Annotated in this window: 21 protein-coding genes; 15 read left to right on the forward strand and 6 right to left on the reverse strand. The window is 43.4% G+C overall.

The features are described from left to right. Positions 1-117: 117 nt before the first annotated feature. From pnuC to MHH46_RS16620, 10 genes are all read left to right on the forward strand, one after another. Positions 118-798: a nicotinamide riboside transporter PnuC gene (gene pnuC, locus MHH46_RS16575; protein ID WP_076179409.1), complete on the forward strand. Its 681-nt coding sequence runs from the start codon at positions 118-120 to the stop codon at positions 796-798. Continuing rightward, positions 795-1,805 (forward strand): AAA family ATPase, encoded by a 1,011-nt coding sequence (locus MHH46_RS16580; protein WP_076179408.1) that lies wholly within the window; start codon positions 795-797, stop codon positions 1,803-1,805. The genes pnuC and MHH46_RS16580 overlap by 4 nt, the downstream gene beginning before the upstream one ends. A gap of 26 nt (positions 1,806-1,831) precedes the next feature. After that, a complete protein-coding gene (locus MHH46_RS16585) occupies positions 1,832-2,719 on the forward strand; it encodes an NrtR DNA-binding winged helix domain-containing protein (protein ID WP_076190258.1) in 888 nt (295 codons plus the stop codon). A gap of 2 nt (positions 2,720-2,721) precedes the next feature. After that, positions 2,722-3,273 carry an NADAR family protein gene (locus MHH46_RS16590; protein WP_076190257.1) on the forward strand — a complete coding sequence of 184 codons (552 nt, stop codon included), beginning with the start codon at positions 2,722-2,724 and terminating at the stop codon, positions 3,271-3,273. A 59-nt stretch (positions 3,274-3,332) separates the two neighbouring features. Then, on the forward strand, positions 3,333-3,608 hold the full coding sequence (locus tag MHH46_RS16595) for a hypothetical protein (RefSeq protein WP_076126580.1): 276 nt from the start codon (positions 3,333-3,335) through the stop codon (positions 3,606-3,608). 261 nt (positions 3,609-3,869) lie between these two features. Further along, positions 3,870-5,825, forward strand: a complete 1,956-nt coding sequence (locus MHH46_RS16600) for an AraC family transcriptional regulator (RefSeq protein ID WP_076126581.1) — start codon at positions 3,870-3,872, stop codon at positions 5,823-5,825. 74 nt (positions 5,826-5,899) lie between these two features. Beyond that, positions 5,900-6,925: an iron ABC transporter permease gene (locus MHH46_RS16605; RefSeq protein WP_076190256.1), complete on the forward strand. Its 1,026-nt coding sequence runs from the start codon at positions 5,900-5,902 to the stop codon at positions 6,923-6,925. Beyond that, on the forward strand, positions 6,922-7,935 hold the full coding sequence (locus tag MHH46_RS16610) for an iron ABC transporter permease (protein ID WP_076190255.1): 1,014 nt from the start codon (positions 6,922-6,924) through the stop codon (positions 7,933-7,935). Before MHH46_RS16605 ends, MHH46_RS16610 begins: the two co-directional genes overlap by 4 nt. 9 nt (positions 7,936-7,944) lie before the next feature. Next, positions 7,945-8,802, forward strand: a complete 858-nt coding sequence (locus MHH46_RS16615) for an ABC transporter ATP-binding protein (protein WP_076190254.1) — start codon at positions 7,945-7,947, stop codon at positions 8,800-8,802. Then, positions 8,799-8,927, forward strand: a complete 129-nt coding sequence (locus MHH46_RS16620) for a hypothetical protein (RefSeq protein ID WP_256717167.1) — start codon at positions 8,799-8,801, stop codon at positions 8,925-8,927. The genes MHH46_RS16615 and MHH46_RS16620 overlap by 4 nt, the downstream gene beginning before the upstream one ends. A gap of 419 nt (positions 8,928-9,346) precedes the next feature. Here the strand turns inward: MHH46_RS16620 and MHH46_RS16625 are convergent, their stop codons facing one another. Beyond that, complete coding sequence (locus MHH46_RS16625; protein WP_076126589.1) at positions 9,347-10,258, reverse strand: YafY family protein; 912 nt, start codon at positions 10,256-10,258, stop codon at positions 9,347-9,349. A 99-nt stretch (positions 10,259-10,357) separates the two neighbouring features. Here MHH46_RS16625 and MHH46_RS16630 point away from each other — a divergent pair, with 99 nt between their 5' ends. The 3 genes from MHH46_RS16630 (at position 10,358) to MHH46_RS16640 (ending at position 12,280) form a co-directional block, all read left to right on the forward strand. Further along, positions 10,358-11,299, forward strand: a complete 942-nt coding sequence (locus MHH46_RS16630) for an alpha/beta fold hydrolase (protein ID WP_076179403.1) — start codon at positions 10,358-10,360, stop codon at positions 11,297-11,299. Next, entirely contained in the window at positions 11,227-11,865 is a 639-nt protein-coding gene (locus tag MHH46_RS16635) for a YdeI family protein (protein ID WP_405132500.1), read from the forward strand. Before MHH46_RS16630 ends, MHH46_RS16635 begins: the two co-directional genes overlap by 73 nt. Before the next feature lie 226 nt (positions 11,866-12,091). Then, positions 12,092-12,280 carry an alpha/beta fold hydrolase gene (locus MHH46_RS16640; RefSeq protein WP_053781983.1) on the forward strand — a complete coding sequence of 63 codons (189 nt, stop codon included), beginning with the start codon at positions 12,092-12,094 and terminating at the stop codon, positions 12,278-12,280. Between the two features lie 20 nt (positions 12,281-12,300). On the opposite strand, the gene MHH46_RS16645 is transcribed toward MHH46_RS16640, so the two are convergent. Further along, complete coding sequence (locus MHH46_RS16645; RefSeq protein ID WP_076302981.1) at positions 12,301-12,618, reverse strand: hypothetical protein; 318 nt, start codon at positions 12,616-12,618, stop codon at positions 12,301-12,303. Between the two features lie 346 nt (positions 12,619-12,964). On the opposite strand from MHH46_RS16645, the gene MHH46_RS16650 reads away from it, so the two are divergent. Both MHH46_RS16650 and MHH46_RS16655 read left to right on the forward strand, forming a co-directional pair. Then, a complete protein-coding gene (locus MHH46_RS16650) occupies positions 12,965-14,458 on the forward strand; it encodes an SMI1/KNR4 family protein (protein WP_076184870.1) in 1,494 nt (497 codons plus the stop codon). A 366-nt stretch (positions 14,459-14,824) separates the two neighbouring features. Continuing rightward, positions 14,825-16,297 carry a serine hydrolase gene (locus tag MHH46_RS16655; protein WP_076190253.1) on the forward strand — a complete coding sequence of 491 codons (1,473 nt, stop codon included), beginning with the start codon at positions 14,825-14,827 and terminating at the stop codon, positions 16,295-16,297. A gap of 216 nt (positions 16,298-16,513) precedes the next feature. Here MHH46_RS16655 and MHH46_RS16660 read toward each other — a convergent pair whose 3' ends face one another. The 4 genes from MHH46_RS16660 to MHH46_RS16675 all read right to left on the reverse strand — a co-directional run bounded on the left by MHH46_RS16660 (position 16,514) and on the right by MHH46_RS16675 (position 19,013). Next, positions 16,514-16,864 (reverse strand): DUF2178 domain-containing protein, encoded by a 351-nt coding sequence (locus tag MHH46_RS16660; RefSeq protein ID WP_076190252.1) that lies wholly within the window; start codon positions 16,862-16,864, stop codon positions 16,514-16,516. Continuing rightward, positions 16,854-17,093, reverse strand: a complete 240-nt coding sequence (locus tag MHH46_RS16665) for a helix-turn-helix transcriptional regulator (RefSeq protein WP_036677000.1) — start codon at positions 17,091-17,093, stop codon at positions 16,854-16,856. The genes MHH46_RS16660 and MHH46_RS16665 overlap by 11 nt, the downstream gene beginning before the upstream one ends. A 292-nt stretch (positions 17,094-17,385) precedes the next feature. After that, positions 17,386-17,955 (reverse strand): MFS transporter, encoded by a 570-nt coding sequence (locus MHH46_RS16670; RefSeq protein WP_076190251.1) that lies wholly within the window; start codon positions 17,953-17,955, stop codon positions 17,386-17,388. Positions 17,956-18,089: 134 nt separating this feature from the next. After that, on the reverse strand, positions 18,090-19,013 hold the full coding sequence (locus MHH46_RS16675) for a ketopantoate reductase family protein (RefSeq protein ID WP_076126600.1): 924 nt from the start codon (positions 19,011-19,013) through the stop codon (positions 18,090-18,092). Positions 19,014-19,025 lie beyond the last annotated feature (12 nt).

The following is a 19,025-nucleotide window of genomic DNA, read 5'->3' on the forward strand; positions in this document are numbered from 1 at the left end:
CCCTTCGCAGAATTTTCTGTTATTTTTGATAGTAACAATATGTTATTAACATAATGATACTAAGTACAACTAATTTTTTCGCTCTATGAATGAGTGGAAAAAGCGGAGGGATGCAAGATGAAAAAGGTGGCGGCTAACTGGAATCTGTTCGAAATTACGTGGTTGGTGCTGTTTACCTCAATTGCTGTCGGGTTTACAGTGATTACAAAGGACTCTTTATTCGGATTCACGGTATTTATTACTGGGGTGTTATGCGTGGTGCTTGCAGCGAAGGGCAACCTGATGAGCTATGTTTTCGGCATGTACAATACCATCGGTTATGCTTATTTGGCCTATATTAACGGTTTGTTTGGAGAGGTTATGCTGAATCTGCTATTCTTTGTTCCAATGAATGTCATTGGCTTCTACATGTGGAAAAATAATCGCCAAAAAGACGGTAGACTGACCATGCGTCAGATGGATCTTAGAAGACTGCTCCTCGTTGGGATGGTCTGTGTAATCGGCTGTTTAGTGCTCGGATTTGGGCTTTCGTTCATTCCGGGACAGAATTCGCCTTACATTGATGCCACTACAACGGTGCTGTCTGTTGTGGCGACCTTCTTAATGGTTAGAAGATTCAAGGAACAATGGCTGGTCTATATCGTGCTAAATCTCTTTACGGTGCTGCTGTGGGCGATTCGCATGCTGGAGGGCAGCGGGGAAGGCCTACTGATGATCGTGATGTGGAGCGCGTATCTGGTCAACGCAGTTTACGGGTACTATATTTGGAATAAAGGGGCGAAGGAGGTGGCGGCATGAACACGCTTGGACTAACACTGGGGAAGTTTGCCCCGCTGCATAAAGGCCATCAGTTCATGATTGAAACGGCGCTACAAGAGGTCGATGAATTGATCCTAGTCATTTACGAAACGACAGTCACTCCGATCCCGCTTCATGTCCGGGCAAATTGGATTCGCAGGCTCTATCCGGAAGTCCGGGTAATCGAAGCTTGGGATGGTCCGGATGGGTATTCGGATGACAGGGAGCATGAGGTTCGGGAAGAACAGTATATACTCGGTTTGCTGAACGGAGAGCAAGTAACGCATTTTTACTCGAGCGAATTCTACGGCAAACATATGAGTCTCGCTTTGGGTGCAATAGACCGGCGGGTGGATGAAGCCCGAGAGCGGGTCCCGATCTCAGCGACGATGGTCCGTTCCAATCCATATCAGCACAGGGAGTTCGTAAGTGATATCGTGTACCGGGATTTGATCACGAAATTGGTATTCGTTGGAGCGATGTCAACGGGTAAGTCGACGATCACCGAAGCACTGGCACAGCGATATTGCACAACGTTCGCAAGCGAATACGGACGCGATTATTGGACCGAACATCAGGTGGACCGCCGAATCGGCTTGGAAGCGTTCGATGAAATCGCGGTGGGTCATATCGAGCGCGAAGAACAGGCAATGCTTGCGGCGAACCGGGTTCTGTTCGTCGATACCAATGCGATCACGACGTATATGTTCGCCCTAGATTACCACGGCCGGGCCCCCGAGCTGTTAACCCGGATCGCTCTGGAGAACGCGCAACGTTATGATCTGTTCTTCTTATGCGCTGACGATATTCCTTACGACGATACGTGGGACCGCAGCGGGGATCAGAAGCGGCATGTCTTTCATAAACAGATTATCGCGGATTTGAAGGAGCGGCGGATCCCCTATATTACGCTGCGGGGGAGCCTGGAGGAACGTATACGCAAGGTAGATGAAGTGTTGGCAAAGTTCGAGCCCTACGGGAACTATTTCGGAGAGCTGAACGGTTAAATCAAATATAAAGGAGGCATACCTACTTGGATTTGTTGGATAAGGATGGACTTACGGAATCTGAATTTTTGAAGCAATACAAGGCAGGCGATTACGAGCGTCCTTCAGTGACAACGGATATGGTTATCTTCACTGTGACGGAAGAAGAGGCTGACAGTTATCGCAAACTACCGGAAAAAGAGCTACGCGTCCTATTAATTCGCCGGGGGGCTCACCCCTTCCTGGGCAAATGGGCGCTACCTGGCGGTTTTGTCCGACCGAATGAGACGACTGAGCAGGCAGCAGTAAGGGAACTATGCGAGGAAACTGGCGTAGAAGACGTTTATCTGGAGCAGTTGTATACGTTCAGTGATATCGGGCGCGACCCACGAACCTGGGTAATAAGCTGCAGCTATATGGCTCTGATCAATAGCGACAAGTTGGAGCTTAAGGCAGGAGATGATGCAGCAGACGCCGCCTGGTTCAAGGTATCCTATCGGCCGCTGCGGGAGCAAAAAGAACTGATTGTGGACGGATACATCAAGACGCTGGAGTACGAACTCAAACTAAGCAGTGAAAAAGAAGAACTTTCGGCAGTCGTGGCGAGGACTATGACAGCGAAGACTACATCGACTGGCACGGATTATGAGATCGTATCGAATGACGGATTGGCCTTCGACCATGCGAAGATCATAGCATGCGCTATTGATCGGTTACGGGGAAAAGTGAATTACACCGATATTGCACTGCACTTGATGCCGAAGCTTTTTACCTTGACGGAACTGCAGCAGGTTTATGAGGTAATTATGGATAAAGAGCTGTTGAAGGCGGCTTTCCGGCGTAAAGTAGCCGATCTTGTAGTGGAGACCGATCATTATACCGAAAATGCGGGGCATAGACCATCCCGCTTATATCGGAGAAATTTGGAGGGTTAACGATGATTTACAATATCGATGATTTAAGAAAAGCATATAACGAGGGAAAAAAGTTCAAATTCGTGTTTTTTTGGGGACATACACCGCCTAAGGACGGGAGCGTTGATAAAAGCTGCTTCAGCCAATGGTGGATGTGCCCGTTCACGGTAGAGGGAACGCAGTACTCATGCGCCGAGCAGTTTATGATGGCCGAGAAGGCAAGGTTGTTCGGCGATGACGAAATGCTGGAGTCCATCCTTAAAGCTAAGCATCCAAAGGAGATGAAGGCTTTTGGACGTGCGGTCCAAAACTTTGACAAAGATATTTGGGATAAGGAATGTTACAGCATCGTCAAAAGAGCCAGCTTGGCCAAATTTTCGCAGAATCCGAAGCTTAACGATTATCTTAACTCGACGAAGAACCGCATCCTCGTCGAGGCTAGCCCGCGGGACCGTATTTGGGGGATCGGCATGGGCCAGTCCAATCCGGATGCGGAGAATCCCATGAAATGGCGGGGCAGAAATCTGCTGGGGTTCGCACTGACGGAAGCGCGGGACGAGTTGCTGCGGAGTTAGATTTATACAAGATTAAATTAATGGACTTGAGGAAATCAATGACAGGATGAGGGATAACCGTGAAATATACCGATTATATCTGCCTGAAAACAGGAAGATACCAATCAGTAGGAAAGTTTGGCGATAATATTTATGCATATGAGGTCCTTACGGGGGTAACCGACTCCCCGGAGTACCATCAAATTTCTAAGGCGGAATTCGATTCTTTTGAAACTTGGAGCCAAGAGTACATTTCGGATCTTAAAAAAATGTATGAAATCATTAACCGCCCCGTTATCTGCAGCGGCTACTTAGGGAGAGCGGAACTAAATCTTTCACTGCTTCGGAATATTTAGCTGTAAATAATATCTTCTACTGAGATTATAGAAACAATTCTTCGCTCAGAGGACAAGAACATAGTCTCACTGGATGCCGCGCTGTCCGCGGCTTTTTTTATCGGTACAAGTTCTTGTCTTTTGTTTAGGGCAAGAACTTGTCCCCAATGTCACTTAATGATGATATACTTACCTCATTAATTATGATATTGATAATCAATATCAATTGAATTGATAGGTGATATATAAATTGCAAAAGGTGAGATGAAGGAGCGCAGATAGATGCAAGACGAAGCAGCAGCAAGTCAGGTATTTACACCGGAGATGATCGATACGATGGCCCACATTTGGACACGTTCGATCATTACATTAATAGATGTACGTTTTCAGAATGTAGCGTCCCAATACCCGTTGGAGCAGTATAAAATGCCTAGTAGCATGTTTATCTATGCATGTGGAGGAGAAGCACAAATTCAACTGAATGAAACCACATTTGGAATGGAACGCTTTGGTTTAGTTCACGGAGGGAAGGGGAGCCTGCTCAGTATTTCGCCTAAAGGGGAGAATGTGAAGACCTTTATGGTATTTTATAAAGCAGAATTACCTCTTTTTTTCAAGAGGCACCTGCAGCAATTACTCGAGGAAGTAAATCCATTTGTTCAACAGTATGGTTATACACCAAGTAATCCTATCTTGCTACTCGATTGGTTTCAACAGATGATGAATGGCTGGAACCGCGGCAAAGCGATGGATCAGCTGCAGGCCAAAAGTTTTCTATATCAATTGATACATGGGGTGTACAGAGATTTTGAGAGTGGTGAAATTCGGTATCTCCAGCCAGATCCAGCCTGTTCTGCCAAGATATATCTCGATAAACATTACATGCAGCCGATTATGTTCCAAGAAATTGCTGATATGTTTGGGATCAGTGGCGGGCAATTGACGCGGCTGTTCAAAAAAAAGGAAGGCATGAGCTTACAGGAGTACCTCATTCAGAGAAGGATTGAAGCTGCCTGCCATGACTTGAAACATACAGAAGCAACCATTAAAGAGATCGCAACAGGATCTGGTTTTGCAGATGAGAAAAATTTGTTTCGGATGTTTAAGAAGTATTACAAGATGACGCCAAGTGATTATCGGAAAATAAACGCACTATCTATGCAGGTTGATGGTATTGATAATGATTCTCATTTTCTTTACTATGAGAGGGAACTAGCGGGTCTAGTCCAGTCTTATAGAGAAGGGGAATCAACCATGTTTGGAAAAGTAAGAAGTAAAGAAATGATCTTGGCGGCGACGATGAGCTTGATGCTGTTATTGTCGGCATGTGCGTCGGGAACGCCATCGAATAACGGGGGAACGGTGAATTCAAACCCTGCGCAGACACAACAGACGACACAACCGGAAGCTTCAGAAGCAGTCTCGCAGACGAGAACGATATCCACAGTAAAGGGTGACGTTAAGGTACCGAACAACCCTCAGCGTGTTGTAGTCGATTATTTGGTTGGTGATGTGGTGGCCCTCGGTGTAACTCCTTTAGGGGTGGCGAGAGCGGCAAGGGACGGGAAAGAGGCTGTTTTTGCTAACCAGATTACAGACTCTATTAAAATAGCTATGGAGCCGGAAGATGTCATGACTCTTGAGCCTGATCTGATCATTTTAGCATGGGGCGATGAAAATTATGAAGATTTATCCAAAATTGCCCCGACAATTTATGTCCCTTATGGTGATATGACTACAGAAGAGCGGATACATTTTATTGGTGATGTTTTGAACAAGCAGGAAGAGGCTAAGGCTGTTCTGAGTGCTTATGCCGGAAAAATCGAAGAAGCGAAGCTAGCCCTTCAGAATGCAGGTCTTTCAGACGTGACGATTACTATGGGGGAATTCAGTGATAAAAGTAACTACATCGCTGGAGCCAAGCATGCGGTTGGCGAGCTTGTTTATAATGGACTTAAAATGAAGGCACCTTCAAAAGTTCAAACTGATATTATTGACACAGATAAATATTGGGGAGATATCTCTATGGAGGTCTTGGCTGCTTACATAGGGGATTATCTAATCGCTATAGGAGATACGGAAGTCCCTACTGATAATGCTGTCTGGAAATCGCTACCTGCTGTGCAACATAATCGGATCATATCGGTGGGTACATCGCTATCTTGGTCCACGGATATAATGACTTCCAGTGCATTGATTGATCATATTGTAAATCAATTGCTGGCTATGGCTAGATAAGGATTTTGACGAGGTAAAAAGAAGTACTCCAATTTGTAAATATGACTATCAGTAGGTAAGGAAAGGAAAGCGTAATGAAAAACAAGCCTGAACAAAAACGCCGTGGGGCGGTGAATTTCACCATGTACATGGTGGTAGGGCTTGGATTAACGGTTCTCATGTCGGCGGCGTCGATTAGCTTCGGCGCCGCCGACATGAGGTTAGCGACTGCATGGGAGGCTATTTTCCGATTTGATCCAACGCTCACTGAGCATCAAATTATACAAACCCTACGTCTTCCGCGTACCGTAGCCGATCTGATCGTCGGATGCAGCCTTGCGGTATGTGGGGCTATTATGCAGGGAACGACGCGAAATCCGCTGGCTGACTCTGGGCTGATGGGCATCAGCTCTGGGGCAGCATTCGCGATTGCTCTTTGCCTGGCCTTTCTGCCGGGTTATTCGTATGGGCATATGATGCTGTTTGCTTGTCTGGGAGCAGCACTCGCGACCGGGATCACTTACTTCATCGCGTCACTGGGCAAGCGCGGGATGACGCCTCAGCGGCTGGTACTGGCAGGACTGTCCATCTCTATGCTATTTGGCGCACTCAGTCAGTATTTAGCGATCAATTATAATCTGGGTCGAGCATTAGCATTCTGGACGGCAGGCAGTACAGCGGGGGTTAAGTGGGGGGAATTGCTGATCATCTCACCGCTATTTGTTGGTGGTGTACTGCTGGCGCTGGCGCTATCTCCTTCTGTTACAATGCTCAGTTTGGGGGATGATGTGGCAAGTGGACTCGGTATTCGTAGCGGACTGGTCAAAGGTTTATCGACGATTATCGTGCTCGTGCTGACTGGATTGGCTGTTGTCTTAGTTGGTCCGATCGGGTTTGTTGGTCTGATTACCCCACATATTGTGCGATACATGGTCGGTGTCGACTATCGTTACATTATTCCGGCAGTTGCACTATATGGTGCGTTGCTGACCGTGTCGGCCGATCTGGCTGGCCGCTTGATCAATAAGCCGTTCGAAACACCGATTGGTATTATATTTTCTATCATTGGTGTGCCTTACTTTCTCTTCCTGGCTCGCAAGCAAAGGAGGGAATCTGAATGATCAAGCAGCGTTATACGGTGCAAAGGGGCATTATCGTCAATATAGTGCTTATGGTGCTCATCCTTATGTTTGCTGTCATTAGCATGAATTCTGGCAAAATGAATCTTTCACCGCTAGAAGTGCTGAATGTTCTCCTCGGAAACGGTACAGATAAGCAAAATCTGATCGTGTTCGATTTTCGCCTGCCACGAATCACACTGTCGATCTTGGTAGGTCTGGGAATGGGAGCGGCTGGGGTCGTGATGCAGAGTTTGCTGCGTAATGACATGGCTAGTCCAGGGACGCTGGGGATTAGTTCGGGATCGGGTTTGTTTGTCCTGTTCTTCGTCGTATTCATCGCATCGACAGGAAAGGGCTCCTTTATTGCCCTACCACTACTGGCCTTTGTTGGCGGATTATTGGCGGCGGGATTGATCTTCTTATTGTCGTATCGCCGTGGGCGAGATATTTCATCAATCGGTTTGATCTTAACCGGGGTCGCACTCGGAAGCGGGTATGAAGCGCTGACCACCTTCCTGACTCTCAAGCTGAATGATTCGCAGATGGATTTCATGCTGCATTGGCTGGCGGGAAGCTTATGGGGCGCTGATTGGCGTTATATTTCCGTACTGGCACCATGGGTCTTGATTTTACTCGGCTATATTTTCTACAAGTCTCGCATACTTAACACCCTCCATCTGGGCAATCAGACGGCAGAAGGGCTGGGTCTTGCCGTGAAGCGGCAGTTTTTGGGGTTGTCGATCGCTGCGGTTGCTTTATCCTCTGGCAGTGTGGCCGTGGGCGGAAGCTTCTTTTTCGTTGGCTTGATCGCTCCGCATGTGGCAAGAAAACTGGTCGGGCCCGATCACAAATTGCTCGTTCCGGCTGCCAGCCTGACCGGAGGATTAGTCGTGGTGCTGGCTGACACGATTACGCGCACGGTTAGCTTGGGGGGAGATGTGCCGACGGGAATCGTCATTACGGTCATCAGTGTTCCGTACTTTCTTTATTTACTATCGAAGGCCAATTAGGAGGACGTCATGGAAAGTATTACAGCGCAACAAATCGATATTGCCTATAATGACACGCTTATCGTAAAAGAACTGAACTTGCAGATTCCGCGTGGACAGATTACCTCGATTATTGGTCCCAATGGATGCGGCAAATCAACCGTACTAAAGGCAGTCGGTCGGTTGCTCAAGACGAATAATGGTACGGTTTATCTGAATGGCGCCGATATCCGTACGCTGTCCACCAAGGAAGTGGCCAAGCAGATGGCGATTCTGCCGCAGACGCCGACCGCACCGAGCGGTTTGACGGTCGGTCAATTAATCGCCTATGGGCGTTTTCCACATCAACGGGGCTTCGGCAAGCTCTCCAAAGAGGATAAGCAAGTAGTAGCCTGGGCCCTATCGGTTACACAGCTTACAGCGTTTGAGCATCGTGAGGTCGATACGCTATCTGGCGGTCAGCGTCAGCGCGTATGGATTGCGATGGCGCTCGCCCAGCAAACCGATCTGATCCTGCTGGATGAACCCACCACCTATCTGGACCTGGCGCATCAGCTTGAAGTGCTGGAACTGCTCTATGAACTAAATCGCAGTCAACAGGTGACGATTGTGATGGTGCTGCATGACCTGAATCTGGCAGCACGCTTCTCCGACTATATGGTGGCGATTCGTGAGGGTCAGGTGGTGGAGCATGGTTCGCCAGAGCGTGTAATGACGGTACGGACGCTGCGTGAGGTATTTGCCATTGATGCCGAGATTATGCTGGAACCACGAACAGGGCGACCGGTGTATGTGACGTACGAGCTCTTGCGTGATAATCGTAGAGAACAAGGTGTGGATCAAGGATTCCCAAAAGCTAAGGAACAGAAGGAGGCGATTGCCACTTGAAAACCGCATGGCGTGTCCTGCGTGCCCACGGAAATACTGGTGCAGTTAGGCATTGGATTTGCCGGTGTCATGATAGCCACGATTCAACGAGTATAGCCTTTGGTGTAGCTTCCACAAGCAACTAACTCCATGAAAGTGGGCTAGGCTTGTTGCAGAGGGGAGAGATAATAATAAATAACAACATATCCTAAATTCAAAGCCGCAGGTAACTAGCTTGCGGGCTTTTTTTATTATTCAGAGCACTAGATTACGTGATTAATTTGAGAGAACCAGTATATATAACTCTAAATGAAGCAAGGAGGACTATTGAAGGTATCAGAGGAATGCGCAACAAGCAGATTGCCCGGAAACTGCAGATGGGGACCGCAACACAGCAGTTGAGAAGATTAGCTGGTTCAGACTCAGGCGCACAATCACAATAGAATCTAAACGTGGCTGAAATCTTGGAACAGATGTATCCCACGGTGAAGACAAATCGGGCTGAACCGTACCATAAATAGGGTGAAAAGTTGAGTTGAAGGTTGAAGCTTTAATGCTAAATATATCAGGAATAGTTCTCCATCATTTGATATAAATAATTTCGAAAGTCTTCAACATAGGTTTTGGGCTCTACAACTTTTAGATGAGTGCCGAAGCTTGCTAAAAGTTGAAATCCCATACGATTTTGTGGGACATAAATGGTTGCTAATAAAAATCCAGAATTATGGTCTTCAATACTTCTTCGACCATACCTTTCGATGATTTGATCTTTTATGCTAGGCGATATCCAGGCCTTAATCGTGACGAATTCAGGTAGATAATTTGCTTCGTGTACTTGCTCTGACCAATCGTCTCTAGGATGAAACGCGCGTTCATCCATAGTAATATGATCGATCCGAGATAACTTGAAAGTTCGATATCCCTGTCGATGTAAACAGAATCCTTTCAAGTACCAACTCGATTCGCTAAAATGCAGCTCATAGGGCTCGACCATTCTATTCGTTACAGCCCCGTCCTTATCTGTATAATCAAACGAAACCAGCCTCTTTTTTGAAATGGATTCTTGATATGTCTTTAAGGTTTCAAGAATCTCGGACCGACCTTCCCAATCATAAAACGACAGTTGAATGGAACGATTTAGAGACAATGGACTAACCATTGCCTCTATTTTTTTTATCGTTCTTTCAACTTCTTCAGTACGGAGGATTTGTTCCAATCCGCCGAGCGCAGTTAATATATTCTGTAAATCGGAGCTGCTTAAAAGGCGTTTATCAACCTTGTATTCATCCATTATGCCGTAGCCCCCTTTGACCCCATTGACAGAGTAGATCGGGATGTTCGATAAGCTCAATGTTTCCATATCGCGAAGGATCGTTCTTTTGGAGACATTGAATAGTTGTGAGAATTCCGTTGTAGAAACAACCTCTTTTTTCAGCAATATCATGATAATCGAAATGAGTCTCTCCACTTTGTCCATAATTGCCCTCTTTTTTTACATGATTTCAGAAAGGTGACACCTAGATGTCACCTTTTATTCATTATACTACAAGTATCACAAGAAGGAGGTTTTAATTCAATGTTTAATCCAATCGATTTTCCCAAGCCCACCCTTATTTCAGCCAACGGTGTGGAACTCGAAGTGTTTGAAGCAGGCCGAGAAAACGCAGGAAAACCTATTGTACTCTGCCACGGCTGGCCAGAGCATGCCTTTTCTTGGCGCCATCAGATGGACGCACTTGCCGCAGCGGGCTACCATGTCATCGTCCCCAACCAGCGGGGTTACGGCAACTCATCCCGTCCGACCGAAGTAACAGACTATGACATTGAACACTTGTCGGGTGATCTCATCGCGCTTCTCGATCACTATGGATACGAGGACGCTACCTTTGTCGGTCATGACTGGGGTGCATTCGTCGTTTGGGGACTGACCTTGTTGCATCCAAACCGCGTCAATAAAGTGATAAATCTGAGCTTGCCTTACCAAGAGCGCGGAGAAAAACCCTGGATCGAGTTCATGGAAGAAATACTTGGCGGCGATTTCTATTTCGTCCACTTCAATCGACAGCCAGGCGTCGCGGACGCCGTATTCGAAGACAATACATACAGGTTCCTTCGCAACCTGTACCGGAAGAACGAGCCTCTCAGAGCACCTGAGCCAGGTATGGCGTTGATCAATCTCGCCAGAGCAGAAACACCGCTCGGTGAGCCCGTATTGAGCGAAAGCGAGCTGGCTGTTTACGTCTCCGCTTTTGAAACATCAGGGTTCACGGGCAGCATAAATTGGTACAGGAACCTTGACCGCAACTGGCGCTTATTGGCGAAAGTGAACCCAATCATCCAGCAGCCGACCCTCATGATCTACGGCGACCGGGATGTGGTTGCGAAGTCTGAAAACCTGACAAAGTTCGTGCCCAATGTGGAAGTGGTCAATCTGGATTGCGGTCATTGGATCCAGGAAGAAAAGCCGGAAGAAACAAACCAAGCGATTTTAAAATGGCTGGAACAATGGGAGATGTAGTTTTTTTCAACAACCAAGAAGAGTTTAACGATTGGTTAGAAGAACATCATGCTGAAGCTAGTGAAATTTGGGTGGGCTATTTTGGGATAAGTACAGGTCGTGCAAGCCTTACTTGGTCTGCATCAGTAGATGCCGCTCTTTGTTTTGGGTGGATTGACGGTATACGAAAAACCATTGATAAACAAAGCTATAAGATTCGCTTTACTCCGCGCAAAGTAAATAGTGTATGGAGTGCTGTGAACGTAAAGAAGGTAAAAGCACTAATACAGTTTGGAAAGATGAGACCAGAAGGAATGCACGTCTTTAACAACAGAACCGATGCACAAGGCTATTCCTCTGAACAAAGAAACGTGGAACTTGCCAAAGAATATGAAGAACAAATCAAGGCAAATCAAACAGCCTGGCTATTCTTCACTAATTTATCACCATCCTATAAAAGAGATTCAATCTGGTGGGTAATGAGCGCCAAGAAAGAAGAAACACGATTAAGAAGGCTTGGAATATTGATCGCTTCATCTGAAGAAGGGCTAAAATTTCAACATTGCAAAAAATATATTACAGAATAAGGAAATATAAATAACAAAAGAATGGTTAAAAGGATTTTTGGTACTGCATAAATCTGGGTCTATTGTTTCCCTGATCTATAGGAGAGAGGAGCTACTGTATTTCTCAATCAATTAGGGTTTAATTCTCATCAAAAGTCAGAACGTTTTAAATGCGAGGCATAAATCAAATCGCTAAATGAAGAAGGGATGAAACAGCTCATCCAAAATCGCAACCCCCTTCATTTTCATGGTACAGCCGACCCTCATGATCTATGGTGACCGGGATACGGTCCAGAGGTCTGAAAACCTGACAAAGTTCGTGCCTAATGCAGAAGTGGTCAATCTGGATTGCGGTCATTGGATCCAGCAAGAAAAGCCGGAAGAAACAAACCAAGCGATTTTGAGATGGCTGGAAGAGCAGAATGATGCTGAATAGAGTCGCTTAGCAAGCAAAACTTAGAAAAACAATAAGGACACCCAAACAGGCAAGGTCATTAAGTTAAGCTCAAAGGTAAGAACGGGAATAAAAATGGAATTCAAAACGGCATGGGAAAGCCCCGTGCCGATCGCTGTCAATACGAGTCCTGAATGAACTTCATTAACAATCTCTTGAATTTCAAGTACTGTCCATGGAGATGTCTCGTCCACGCTCAATGCATAATCAACATAGGTTAAGTTCGACGGAGTAACATCTGTTACTCCAGTAGTGTCAAATATTGAGTGGTCAGGCGCATCGCCAGCTTGCTGAACGTAGTAAGCATTAATCGTATCCAACGCGGCTTGTGGAGACAATGGTGCAGGTGTTTGTGTAGGTGTCTGCGTTCTATAGATGTTACGCTGAACCGTACCATTAAATAGGGTGAAAATTAGTTGTGAATGAAGTTTATATAGAGATAAAATTAACCCCTAAGATGACTCTTAGTTTTTTTCATATGACTTAATACAACAATATTTACAAATTCATGATACGATATTGCTAAATCGGGAGATAGATGCTCCATATTTAAGATAGAATTAATTATTGATAGAACTGTTGAAGATGAATCATAACAAAATGATTGATGATCAACCAAGAATGTTTACTGAAACTATTATGACTCTGTAGAATGGGGGCCACTATATGTCATTAGCTAATAAAAAAGAAGAGTGTTTACTTATCGAGACATTAAAATCGCATATACCAAATGTAGAGGAATTACTGAATCCAGCAGTTGAGGAATCAGAAATAAATCTTTTCGAGAGCATGATGAACTGCAAATTTCCAGAAGATTTCAGAAAGCTATACATGAATTTTAATGGAGAAGGAGAGCAGATTTTTGGCATTATGGCTGGTCTTGGTTGGATGAACATTGAATCGATAGTAAGCAACTGGAAGTCCCTTTTGGAATCAGCGTACGATATTATATCCAGCAAATCAGATGTAATAAAAGATGGGAACTACAGAGAAGGCTGGATTCCTTTTGCTGAAGATGGTGGTGGCTCATTTTTGGCAATAGATTTAGACCCCGGAGAAAAGGGCGTTTATGGGCAAATTATCACGATAGATCATAATTCTCATTTTTCCTATGTTATTGCAGAAAGTTTGGGACATTTCTTTGAATTTATCGATTCGAGTCTCAGAAATAGTAGTATTGGTATTCGTGAAGAAGAAGATGTAATCATATTATCCCGTGAAAGTGGAAGTTTGTTAGATGATATTTTGGCTCTGACTAATTTGAATATCGAAGAGAACAGCCTTATCCCTGTAAGCGGATTTTGGGAAGAGTATTTTAAAGACGATGTTGAAAGTGGTTTTGTATCTTCAAAAACATTGAAAAAAAAGAGAATGGTATTTATTAGAGCTGATCAAGCTCAAAAATACGGAGCAATATCTTTGGATATTTTAACCCATATGGTTAATCTTAAAGAACTTATTATACATGCGGATGAAATTACTAATTTTGATGTACTTCAACGCTTGGCCTCTTTAGCAGAACTTGTGATAGGATCAGAAGCTTTTAAAGAGTCTGATTTGAAGTACTTAGTTTCTTTAGATGGGTTAAGGAAGCTAACATTAATAGGACTTCCATTAAAAGATATACATACACTGAAAGATATAAAGAAATTAAAGAGTTTGAGATTATGTAGAATGAACTCAATTGATAGGGGATTAATAGGAACTATAAAAAATTTGAAGGAACTAAGTTTAGAAGAAATGGAGGTTGGCGACCTGCTTTATATTTCAAACCTTAGTAAGTTAATAAAACTAGAGCTCAAACAAGTGACAATACCACATTTATCATTCTTAAAAGCTTTAAAGAATCTAACGGTTTTTGAGACAGATAGCTGTGCAATAGATGAATCACATATAGAGGTTATAGGAGAATTGAAGAAATTAAAGCAGTTCACTTATCCGGTTGGAGATTTAACAATACTCAAAAATTGTATGAGTCTAAAGCAGATTGGAGTAGATGCATCAAGACTTAAAGGTTTGGAGGAAATTTCAGACTGTAATATAGTCGATATAACTATATTTCATGCAACATCGAAAGAGAATGCGAAGTCCGTAGTCGCGGAGTTTAATAAATACTTTAAACTTCAGTCATATGGATGGCAAGTAACATGGAAAGATTAATGAAGCTTGCCTACACTGAGCTTTATCATTATAGGGTGAAATTTTTATAAAAGAAAGGAGACTAGCCATTTTGGTTAGTCTCCTTTCTTTTTGCCGTTAGACCAACGCTGATACCTAATAAAATAGTAATGATGAAGCAGAAAAATTGTAGACATAAGATTTAAACCATTGACCTTTCCGCTAAGTAATCAGAGGGGCCTTTTTTGCGAAACAAGAAATAATATACATGGGTCTGTGAAGTTTACAATTGTAATCTAATTATTGAACGTCTAGCATTAAGTATATTGGAGCGACGCATTAGGCGGATAAGGCGTACTACAGGTTGTTTATATTATCCTCGCATAATTTACTCGAAATGGAGAGCTTATGAAAAAGACTATTGTTTGTGTAATAGCGATACTTATCGTATTCTCAGGATTCGCAACACAAAGTTATGCGGCGTTGTCAGATACGCAATCTGCGGCAATACACGCGTTGCTGGATGATGCCCGTCGTATATCAGGTGTGCCGGGAATGTCAATCTCGATACTAGCTGATGATGAAATTTTCTACTTTTCTTCCGGGTATGCAGACCGTGAAAGTGGGTTGTCTGCAAGTGAGAACACACTATATGAACTGGCCTCGGTCAGTAAAGCCTTTACCGGCATGGGTATTCTGCTGTTGGAGGAACAAGGGCTGCTGTCAATGACTGACACTGTCCAAAAATATTTACCTTGGTTTACGTTAAAGTATCAAGGAAAACCTGTTGATATGCAAAGCCTTACACTCAATAACTTTCTTCACCATACTAGCGGCCTAACAAATGGTAAGCATTCTCAAAATATTCCACAAGGCAATACACCAGATTTGCTGCAAAAGACTGTGGAAATGCTGGTAGATGCTGAGTTGGCGTTCCCTCCCGGTGAACAGTACAACTATGGGACCGTTAATTATGACGTATTGGGTTTGGTTATTGAGATTGTGTCGGGACAAAGCTATGAAGACTTTATGAGGGAACAGGTATTTCAGCCGTTAGGTCTTCACCAGACGTACGTTTATAAAGAAGATGCTCAAGCCACCGGACAGTTGGCACAGGGCTACCGTTCTTCCTTTTTTATGACAACTCCATATAACGCGCCGGATTTTTCCGGGAATAAACCCGCAGGCTACATCATTTCTTGTACAAAAGATATGGCGCGTTGGATGGGCATACAGATGGGTATTGTGAAGGACATACCCGAAATATTCCATACGGTTATCGAAAAATCACATCAGGGTGATATGTCTGTTCTGGCTGTCAACGAAATGTATTATGCGGCGGGCTGGACGGTAAACGCCAACCAAACGATTATAGAGCACCCAGGGGGAAATCCCAATTTTGGAACCGAAGTGATCATACTGCCAAATGAACGAACAGCCGTCTGCTTGCTGACCAATGGCGCAAATATCAATAGAAGCATGGTACTAAAAGTTAAAGAGATATTAGACGGCAATCTAACGCAGTCATATGAAATAAGCGGCACACAGCTTTTGGACATCATTTTATCGTCTACCACAATTATTTTTTGCCTATTGGCCGTTCTGTTCTTTCTCTTAGGATTACGCAGAAGGAAGACGAATGAGCGGCAGCCAATGACAAAAAAGCGAATAATCGTAACAGCTATTTTGCTGATGGCTACGATTGCCCTGTGTATAATGTGCTGTGCATTAGATTGGCCAACGATACTTATTTGGCAAACATATAGTGTTCTTACAGCCTTGATTTCTTCAGCATTATTAACAGCAAGCATTACATGGTTTGTATACACTCAACGGTATAATAGTCTCATAAGAGGTGGGGCAGAGCGCAGTTTTTTTTGATTTATGAATACATGTTCTTGTCGCGATCAAAGGACTAGAACATGTAACCATTGCCGCTAGAAGCAGAGGGGAGAAGGAACATAAAAGGATATTTTTGATTTTAGCAATTTATTTTACAACCCGATTGCACCTATTGAACTTCCATACCACTTAGTTAGCATATTTATCAGCATTGTCTAATCCCCATCCTTAGCTGGTCCTCGCTCTGACCCTTCCTTACGACAAATCCTTTTTATACTGGATGGCCATGTAAATTCCACCAGCTAAAAACGCTAACGCATATTTGAACAAGAAAAAGATGTTCCACATATACTCTTTAGGAAAAATCATGTCACATAGAATAATTGTCAACAGCATAAAGTAACTGCTTTTCAAAAAGATTTTATTTGTCCGTTCATCGTCTTGCCCAATCTTCTTATAAAATACATAGGTGAAAATCGCACTACCCATGAGCAGTAAAAAACCTACTCCAATGAGAATATTCCAATTTTCCGTAGATTGCTCAGCCCAGGACTTTAAAGGGTGGAAAATTGCGTTATGGATATCAGAAATAGACTTAATTTTCATTTTGATCATTTCCTTTCAAATAAGTAAAAACATCGTTAACATCAACATTAAAAAAATCGGCAATTCGAAAAGCCAATAGCAGAGTCGGCACATAATTCCCTTTTTCCATTACGAAAATGGTTTGTTTGGAAACCCCGACTTTCTCTGCTAATTCTTGCTGAGACATTCTGGCAAGTACACGATATTCATAAACCTTATTGGATATCGAATCACCGAAATCTTTCTTCATGACCATCACCTCTTGAATCAAATTATAAACTGATTTTTAACAAATGTAAAGTTTACTTATACTTCGTTACATAATATATTTATGTTTACCTGGACTACTTTGATTTAACAAAAGCCAGAATGCAGAAAAAACCTGACGAAATTCATGATTCCGCCTGGTTCACATATCGATCTAATGTAATTTATGGTTTTTGGTGGTGCATTTTATGATTTTCAGTGGTGCAAATCGATGAATGATTGCCACGATCGTGCAAGAACAATTCACAGTCAATAGCAGACGGATGGCAATCGGATTACTTAACGGATCTGGGATGGACGAAATCCATGCCTTTAAGCACACCAGGCAACAAACAGAGCAAGAAGGTATTGATAGGCATCACGATATCCACACCTTGCTTCCCCGCAGCCTGAGCAAGTGCTGTCTGCAACAATGTTGCCGCACCACCGAATGTCAGCCCCCACAGCGCAACAGAAATGAAGATAATAGTACCATGCTCACTCCAAAGTCCTAGTACAAGAGATATCAGAGCAAATCCGGTAAGACTGATGAGAACCAACGGACGCAACCAACGATCAATGAAAATCCCAATCACCCAGATTCCCACCAGTGCCATAATTGCAAAAACAAGCAGAACCTGTCCGAGATAGGGTTCAAGCCCCATATCATCCAGGAAAGGAGAGATATAGGTATACAAAATATTATGAGCCAGCATCCAGGCAAGAACCACAACCAAGATAGGAATCACCCCAGGTGTGAGTAAAACTTTGAATACTGAAATGCGTTTATCAGCCGACTGTCCCGGATAATAAAGCAGCGACAGTCCAAGACTTGATAAATAAAGTCTTGGACTGCCGCTGTTCAATTATCATTTCCCGGTAGTTTATTCAAGGATGCTACGAAAAAACTATATATTTAGATTTTCATATTCAGATTAATGCCTGATTGAAGGATTTAATGAAAATAAATTAAAAAACACCATACTATTTTAACAAAAAATTACGGAACATGTATTTCCGATTTGATATCATGTTGACTTAAAAATTTCATTAAATCATTACTCAGCTGTACAATCTCATTGTTAGCATTATTCGCATAATCCGGCAACATCATATCCCTAACCATCTTAGTTCGTAGCCATGTCATAAAGAAGAGATCCAAAAATAAGTTTGGAAATTTAAGCACCATTTTAAGTATTGGAGGATCAATTAAAACGCCCGCTTTTTGTATTTCCCTAAGATACGCTTTTAAAGTGACTGTTATTTTGCGTGCCGTCTTTCTGGTTCTGGCTGTTTTTTTGTCAATAATCTTATTCTCAGAATGCAAAAAACTCAACATGGCAATATCTGATACGGAATGTGTGATTAGATACGCTTGCATATCCTTTTTAATAACGTAGGGAAGCTTTGCTGTTTTAAATAGTTTTGCGAGGTTTTCTATGCGTTCTGTCGCTACACCATTAATTTCTCCAAATGCAGTTGCCGCTATAAACTTTGGTAGAAATCGAGCATGCAATACCCCATCTTTAATCTGTCCGCCGAAGCCGGGAAAAGCTGGTAAAAGTCTATCCCCTACGATATCCAGCCACGAAGAAAATCCATTTGAATTACTAGTCATCGTAACTATATTTTTGCTTTGATTATCTTTTAGCGCTAACAACGCTGCTTCGGACCGATCATAACGAACGGTAACGAAAATAAAATCGTATACATCGTCATTTTCGAGCGTATCCATGACATTCACTTGTATCGATCTAACTGTACCTTTTTCTATATACTGCAGGCCATTTTCTCTTAATGATTTATATCTATTCGAATGTGCAAACAGGCTAACGTCAAACCCTGCTTCAATAAGCTTAATTGCGTACATGCTCCCGATGACACCTGCACCAAAAATTAAAATTCTATCTTGTTTTGCTGACATATAAACCACCCC

This window comes from Paenibacillus sp. FSL H8-0175, from assembly GCF_045040615.1.
Classification (GTDB): domain Bacteria; phylum Bacillota; class Bacilli; order Paenibacillales; family Paenibacillaceae; genus Paenibacillus_AQ; species Paenibacillus_AQ odorifer.